General features: G+C 67.1%; 1 protein-coding gene and 1 pseudogene. Both read left to right on the forward strand.

Annotated features, from left to right (window positions below):
- A pseudogene (locus ACJOT3_RS34380) lies at positions 1–129 on the forward strand (IS5/IS1182 family transposase); the annotation flags it as partial.
- 382 nt (positions 130–511) lie between these two features.
- Positions 512–1,354: a tetratricopeptide repeat protein gene (locus ACJOT3_RS34385; protein ID WP_406977309.1), complete on the forward strand. Its 843-nt coding sequence runs from the start codon at positions 512–514 to the stop codon at positions 1,352–1,354.
- The last annotated feature ends 468 nt before the right edge of the window (positions 1,355–1,822 follow it).

Consider the following 1,822-nt stretch of genomic DNA (forward strand, 5'->3'; position numbering starts at 1 on the left):
TCGCCGGGCGAGCGCGCGATCGCCCGGCTCAAGCAGTGGGACATCCTGCGCCGCCTGCGCTGCTGCCCGCAACGCGCCGGCCAGATCACCCGCGCGGTGCTGGTCCTTCAGCTCCGAGAAGCAGGATGAAAAAGGCTCACTGGACGGACCCCCGGGCGTGGGGTGTTCACCCGGAGGCAGAACGGAAGAACGGAGACCGGACCCTGCCGGAGTACGTGCCGCGGGACGTGGACGGGCTGGTACGGGAGGTGCTTGCTCGGGGCGGGCTCGTGTTGCTGGTGGGGGATTCGACGGCGGGTAAAACGCGGTGTGCGTATGAGGCGGTCCGGGAGCTGCGCGAGTACCGGCTGGTCATTCCGAAGCCGGGGGCCGGGCTTGAGGCGGTGCTGAAGGCGGCGGGTCGGCACAGGTCCGTGTTGTGGCTGAACGATGTGCACCGGTGGGCGTCCGACCCGCTGTTGAGCACGGAGGGGATCGGCTCGCTGGTGACCGGACGGGGAAACGTCGCCGGGTGGTGGTGGCGACGCTGCGGTCCGCGCAGAAGACCCAGATGCTTGAAGGGGCGGGCGCGGGCCGCTTGGAGGGGTTCTTCAACCAGGCGACGGAATTCGAACTGGACCGAGTGCTGTCCGCGGCGGAGCGTGAACGCGCGGGCGGGAAGCGTGGTGACGAGCGCATCGCCCAGGCGCTGGACCGGGAGGGCGTGCACGGGTTCGCGTCGCTGTTGGCCAATGGGCCGCAGCTGCTCGCGGAATGGAAACGCGGGTGGAGCCCCAACACGGACCCGAACGCGCGGAGCCGTCCGAGGGGCGCGGCCCTGGTTACGGCGGCGGTGGAGGTGCGCCGCTGCGGGGCAAGGGGACCGATTTCGCGGGATTTGCTCGAGCGGTTGCACACCCGTTATTTGGAGGAGCGGGGAGGGGAAAGCCTCAACCCGGAACCTTTTGCGGAGGCGTGGAAGTGGTCGACCGCGTTCCGGAGGGGGACGACGCGGCTGCTGTCGCCGAGTGGTGATGGCCGTGTGGAGGTCTTCGACTTCTTGGTGGATGAGGTTGAGCGCAGGACCCGAGTCGAGGAACAGGTGCCGGAAAAGGTGTTCGAGGAGGTCTTGGCCAGGGCGTCTGCTGCCGACACCCAATCGATGGGGTGGCGAACGAACGCTCAAGGTCGTTATCGCCTAGCGGAGAGATCCTATCGCCGTGCATTGGACCTGAGCGTCTTTGACCTCGGCCCGGAGCATCCGGACACGTTGATGAGCCGGAACAATCTGGCGACGGTGTTGTCGGAATTTGGGTCGGTTGGAGGAGGCGGAGCATCGGACGGCGTTGGAGGGACGAGCGCGTGTGTTGGGTGAAGAACACCCGGACACGTTGATCAGTAAGGAGAACTTGGCAGCGGCGCGGCAGGAGATCAGGGAGCGAGATGAAGGAGGAGATGCAGCCTGAGTGAGGGTTACGGGGAAATGGATGTGGCCGGTACCGATAAGGCGCCGGCCGTTGGTGTTGGTGGGGCGGTCAGGTGCAGAGGGTGAGGTAGTCGCGGATGTGGGCGGTGAGGTCGGCGAATTCGTTGTCGGGTTCGGGGGTGTGGGGGAGGGCGAGACCTTTCATGTAGGGGCGGATGAGGGAGCCGGCGAGGTCGTCCGGGTGGGGGTGTTCGTGGTGGGGCGAGGTGGGGGGATCGGGGTGGCGCGGTCGGGGGGACGAAGAGGGCGGAGAGGGGCACCGCGATGCAGGTGAGGAGGAAGGCGAGGAAGCGCTCTTTTCGTGAACGGTGGGGTTTGCGATGGCGGCCGGTTGTAAGGTGACGCATGTTCGCCTCC

This window comes from Nocardiopsis protaetiae (assembly GCF_045446735.1).
Lineage (GTDB): Bacteria > Actinomycetota > Actinomycetes > Streptosporangiales > Streptosporangiaceae > Nocardiopsis > Nocardiopsis protaetiae.